4 protein-coding genes are annotated in these 5,456 nt (G+C 53.8%); 3 read left to right on the forward strand and 1 reads right to left on the reverse strand.

From position 1 onward, the window contains the following. Positions 1–194 precede the first annotated feature (194 nt). Entirely contained in the window at positions 195–584 is a 390-nt protein-coding gene (locus tag HMPREF3277_RS06140; protein ID WP_040668659.1) for a hypothetical protein, read from the reverse strand. Positions 585–872: 288 nt separating this feature from the next. Between HMPREF3277_RS06140 and HMPREF3277_RS06145 the strand changes: the two genes are divergently transcribed. The 3 genes from HMPREF3277_RS06145 (at position 873) to hutW (ending at position 5,040) form a co-directional block, all read left to right on the forward strand. Continuing rightward, positions 873–1,772 carry a YoaK family protein gene (locus HMPREF3277_RS06145; protein WP_003759313.1) on the forward strand — a complete coding sequence of 300 codons (900 nt, stop codon included), beginning with the start codon at positions 873–875 and terminating at the stop codon, positions 1,770–1,772. 303 nt (positions 1,773–2,075) lie between these two features. Further along, a complete protein-coding gene (locus HMPREF3277_RS06150; RefSeq protein ID WP_040668660.1) occupies positions 2,076–2,756 on the forward strand; it encodes a YiaD family glycine zipper/OmpA-like lipoprotein in 681 nt (226 codons plus the stop codon). Positions 2,757–3,219: 463 nt separating this feature from the next. After that, the gene (gene hutW, locus HMPREF3277_RS06155; RefSeq protein WP_070870370.1) at positions 3,220–5,040 is read left to right on the forward strand and encodes a heme anaerobic degradation radical SAM methyltransferase ChuW/HutW; all 1,821 of its coding nucleotides are present in this window, start codon (positions 3,220–3,222) and stop codon (positions 5,038–5,040) included. Positions 5,041–5,456: the final 416 nt, after the last annotated feature.

The following is a 5,456-nucleotide window of genomic DNA, read 5'->3' on the forward strand; positions in this document are numbered from 1 at the left end:
GGGGATGTCCAACTTTTGGGGTGCAGTTCAAACTTGAAATCGGGTTTTCAGACGACCTTTTTACATCGTCGGCTGTCTTTCTGCATGATTCGGTAAACGGACACTGCAACACCACAAACAACCTGCCTTAGCGCCGGCTCTCTACGATTGCCCCACTCTATCGGCTCAAGGCTGCACACATATCAGGTCGTTTTTTACCACCAGTAATACGGCCGGTAAAACGGGAATCCCCACTCGTCGTAATAGCGGTAATAGCGTGCTTCGCGCAGCTGTTGTTGGGAAATATAATTTTGCCATGCCATCTTATAGCAGGCTTGGAACATCGGGTCGGACACTTTGTCGATGTATTTCAGGCGGAAGGCTTTTTGTTCTGCACTGGGCGTGCCGACTTGCTCCGCCTGCTCGAACTGTTTGCGCATCAGTTTGGCAGTCTCCGGATCGCATTCGGCAGCCAGACTGACTTGAAGATTCTGTTCATAACGTCTTTGCGCGCGTTCGCGGGCGGCTTTTTGTTCGGGCGTAGTGGCACAAGCGGCCAGGGTTGCCACGATACACAACATCAGGGAAGCTCGAATGGGAGACATGATTTTTCCTTTTTATATCAAGGGATAGGGATAATGTACGCCTTTTGCGGCAAATTGTGAAGCCTGTCGTACCGCCCATATCCAACCGATAAAACCCTGCCAAAACAAATCGTACCACCTGACAAGAGGTCGTCTGAAAAGTGAAGGGCCATTTTCAGACGACCTCGTATCTCACCCTGCTCTTTTTATAGTGATTTCGCCATATTCATTGAAGAAGCCCTTAGCGATACAATATCGCACCATATCCAATCGAATCGAGGTCGTCTGAAAAATTGAAAAGGGATTGATATGACGGCAAATCATCACGAAGAAACACCAAACGAGCCACAGCAGCCGACCAGCCGCCACAAGCGTCGGCACGAACGCCTGCATGCGCCACCGTTTTGGCAGGCGGACAGGCCGTATCTGCACGAACACCATATTTCCGATGCGCGCTTCCGCAGGCTGGGCTATATCATGGCGATGTTGGCGGGCGCAATCAACGCAGGCGGTTTCTTTGCGTTTTCACGTTATACGTCACACGTTACCGGCTCGATGTCGATGCTGGCAGACGCTGTTTATCTGCGCGAATGGGTAACAGCGGCGGTGGCTTTGATCAGCGTGTTGTGTTTCATTGTCGGCGCGGCGCATTCGGGCTGGGTGGTTTTGTGGACGCAGCAGAAGCGGTTTCGCGGCAGCTTCGGTTTTTCCATGTGGCTGGAAGCGGTTTATCTGCTGATATTCGGCTTGTTCGGTCTGACGACATCGAAGTGGAACATCGGGGACGGGAATTTGGTTTTCCCGTCGTTGGCCTTGTTTTTAATGTGTTTTATCATGGGAATGCACAATACGGTGATGACGCTTTTGTCCGGCGGCGCGATCCGTTCGACGCACATGACCGGCACGGCGACCGACTTGGGCATCGAGCTTTCGCGTGCACTGTATTACTCGAAAAAACATCATCCGCGCCTGCCTCATGTGCATGTCAACAAACCGAAGATGTGGCTGTTGAACGGCTTGATGTGGGCATTTCTGCTGGGCGGCGTCGTGGGTGCTTGGGGCTACCACAAAATCGGACACCATTTCGCGCTGCCGGTATCCGCCGTCTTGTTCATTTTGGGCGCAGGGTCTGTGGGCTATGATGTGAAAGTGCGCTTGAAATTTGCGCTGGCGGGATGGTATCGGCGGCATCGTGCGAAACAGCGTTAAAAAGCGGTATCGCGGCAAATCCGCATACCGCCATGCCAATTATCGGCTTTCAGTGAACCAAATCGCTTTTCTTTTGCCCAATCAAATAGATACTCCTGCGTGATGACAACCCCTTCAAACCTAGTCTTTTGTTTTGAATGAAAAACACCTTAATCAAGGCTGCCGCATCGCGTTATCCCTGAAACGCGCGGGCAATGAATGGACAGCGATTGGATTAATGGCAATATGAGTCATGGCGGGAACCATCCCTTCTTCCAACTGATTTTCAGACGACCCCTGCGTCGTTGTCGAAAGGACATCTCAATGAAATTCTTGAAACCTCTGACCGTTGCCGCGTTGGCAATCCCTTTGGCACTGACCGGCTGCGTAACCGATCCTGTAAGCGGACAACGCAACACCAGCAAAACCGCTATGTACGGCTTAGGCGGCGCGGCAGTGTGCGGCATCGTCGGCGCACTGACCCACGGCGGTAAAGGCGCGCGCAATTCCGCGTTGGCGTGCGGCGCGATTGGCGCGGGCGTAGGCGGCTACATGGACTACCAAGAGAAAAAACTGCGCGAAAACCTGAAAAACACCAACATCGAAGTAGAACGCCAAGGCAACCAAATCAAGTTGGTGATGCCTGAAAACGTCACCTTCGCCACAGGCAGCGCGGCATTGAGCGATCAGGCGCGAAACGCTTTGGCGACCGCTTCCGAAACACTGGTGCAATATCCCGACACGACCTTGACGATTAACGGTCATACCGACAACACCGGCAATGATGCCATCAACGAACCGCTGTCCCGCAACCGCGCACTTGCCGTTGCCGACTACCTGCAATCCCGCGGCGTAAACGGCTCGCGCCTGACCACCGCCGGCTACGGCTCTCGCCACCCGATTGCATCTAACGCCACAGCCGAAGGCCGCGCCCAAAACCGCCGCGTCGAGATTTTGATCAATCCCGACCAAAACGCCATCAACGCGGCGAAACAGCAAATGTAAGCTATCCGTCTGAAGATGCAGCTTAAAGGTCGTCTGAAATCCGATTTTGGGTTTCAGACGACCTTTTTTCATTGCGCCATCGGTTCGCCGGTTTTGCCACCTATTCATCAGGTTTTCGGTTGAATGCCTCATCACTAAGGCCAAAAGCAAACCAAACCTTTGATTTTTCAGACGACCTCAAGCCATTCCACCAATATAGTGGATTAACTAAATCAGGACAAGGCGACGAAGCCGCAGACATACAGATAGTACGGCACCGATTCACTTGGTGCTTCAGCACCTTAGAGAATCGTTTTCTTTGAGCTAAGGCGAGGTAACGCCGTACTGGTTTAAAGTTAATCCACTATATTTATTCACCTGCCGACACTGTTCATGTTCCGTTTTCCCGCTCTATCATCCTTGACACTGCCTGATGACAGTGATTTAATTTCCTAATATGATTAATAATCATTTTTAATCAAATATGGAAAAGCAGATCGTTTGGACACCGCGCCAATCCGCGCCCAAAGCCTTTCCCGAACGGCAGGCGTTGATGCCGATATGGGGCGGCATACCGATTCCCCGTCCGCAATGGCAAAATATTTGGCAGCAGAAGCTCCCCCATGCCGCCGATTCCGACGCGCTCGCCTATCTGCACATCCCCTTCTGCGCCAACCACTGCGTGTTCTGCGGCTTCTACCGCAACGCGTGGAAAGAGAGTTACAGCAGCGTTTACACCGACAAAATCATCGAAGAAATGGCGGCAGAATCCGAAATCCGCCAAGGCAACGGCAAAATCCGCGCCGTCTATTTCGGCGGCGGCACGCCCACCGCGCTGCAAACCCCGGACCTCGCCAGACTCATCCGCGCCTGTTACCAATACCTGCCGATTGCCGACGACTGCGAGTTCACCATCGAAGGCCGCATGAGCCATTTCGACATCGAAAAAGCCCAAGCCTGCATCGAAGCGGGCGCCAACCGCATTTCCATCGGCGTGCAAACTTTCGACACCGCCATCCGCCGCCGCCTCGGCCGCAAACACGGCGGCGACGAAGCCTTTACCTATCTGGAAAAACTGTGTGAAATCAATGCCGTCATCGTTGTCGATTTGATGTTCGGCCTGCCCAACCAAACCGACACCGTTTGGCAAAACGACCTCGAACGCGCCACCGCCCTACCTTTGTCCGGACTCGACACCTACGCCTTCAACCTCTATCCCATGCTGCCCATCAACCGCATGGTGGAGAAAGGCGCATTTCCCGCCCCGCCCGGTTTCGACGTTCAGGCAGACCAATACGCCTACGCCGTCGAAACGCTGGCACAAAAAGGCTGGAACCAAGTCAGCAACAGCCATTTCGCCTATCCCGGCCGCGGAGAACGCAACCGTTACAACACGCTGGTCAAATCCAATATCCCCTGCTGGGCGTTCGGCTCCGGCGCAGGCGGCAACCTCGGCGGCTTCAGCTATCAGGTGCAGGGCGATTTGGACAGCTACCTCGCCACCCCGAAAGGCGAAAAAAACATCGCCTTCATGAGCGGCCACAGCCCGAACAAAACCCTGCTCGGACAAGTGCAGCACGACATGGAAACAGGCCGTCTGAATCCCTCGCTGTTTGACGGCAACGCCGCCGCGCAGAAACTGATTGCCCAATGGCAGGACATGCAACTCTTTGAAGAACAAGGTTCGGACGGCCTCATCCGCCTGAACACCAGCGGCCGCTACTGGTCGCCCACCCTCATCCGCAAACTCATGCTCACCCTTCCGACCCAAGACAAGGATCAAACCATGCAAAAACTTTCATCCGAACAACAAATCATGTTGCGCCAATCATTGGAAAAAAATCCCGGCCAAGTGCTCGAAATGCTCGCCGCGCAAAACCAATGCAGCTTTGAAGACGTCATCCGCTGCCTGCCCGAAAACTGCATCCGCCAAACAGAAGGCAGCCGCATCGTCGAAATCCTCCAAGCCGTCGCCGCTTGGGACGAAGCCGTCACCTTCATCGCCCACACCCCCGACGCCATCGTCGAAGTTACCGGCAAACTGCCCGGTGGCAAAGTCGGCCGCGGCTTCTACAACTTCGACCACCCCGAAACCGACGGCGGCGTACACGGTCATATCTATTACGAAAACTGCGCTGCCATCTACCTTTTGGAACGCCCGTTTATGGGCAAAGCCACCTGTTCGCTCAACTTCATCAACCGCAACGGCGGCGCCATGTTCAAAATCTTCGTCGGCCGCGACGAAGCAGGCGAACTCAAACAACACCAAATCGAAGCCATGAGAAAACTGTTTGAGGCAGCTTAAACAGGTTTCAGACGACCTCCGCCTGAAGCCGATAGAAATTGCCGCATTCCTGCACAAACAAAATTATCTTCCGGCATCGTAAATAGCCGATGAAATTCGACAGGCTGCCTGCAAGATTGGTGTTTGCCACTAAAGTAAGCTTGCGCTTACCGCCCTCTCCCTAACCCTCTCCCACGGGGAGAGGGTATTGAGGATACTGAGATTCAAGCATTTTTGGCTTCTCTGCCACTTGGAGTTTCCCTGCCAACCCATCCCTCTCCCCGTGGGAGAGGGCTAGGGAGAGGGCAAAGCACAAACCAGTAAGTCAATTCTGCGGGCAAAGCCCACGCTACGACTGAAATCCAACCATTTTTGGCTTCTCTGTCGCTTGGATTCTCCCTGCCAACCCATCCCCTCTCCCCGTGGGAGAGGGTTAG

This window comes from Neisseria sp. HMSC70E02, assembly GCF_001838645.1.
Lineage (GTDB): Bacteria > Pseudomonadota > Gammaproteobacteria > Burkholderiales > Neisseriaceae > Neisseria > Neisseria macacae.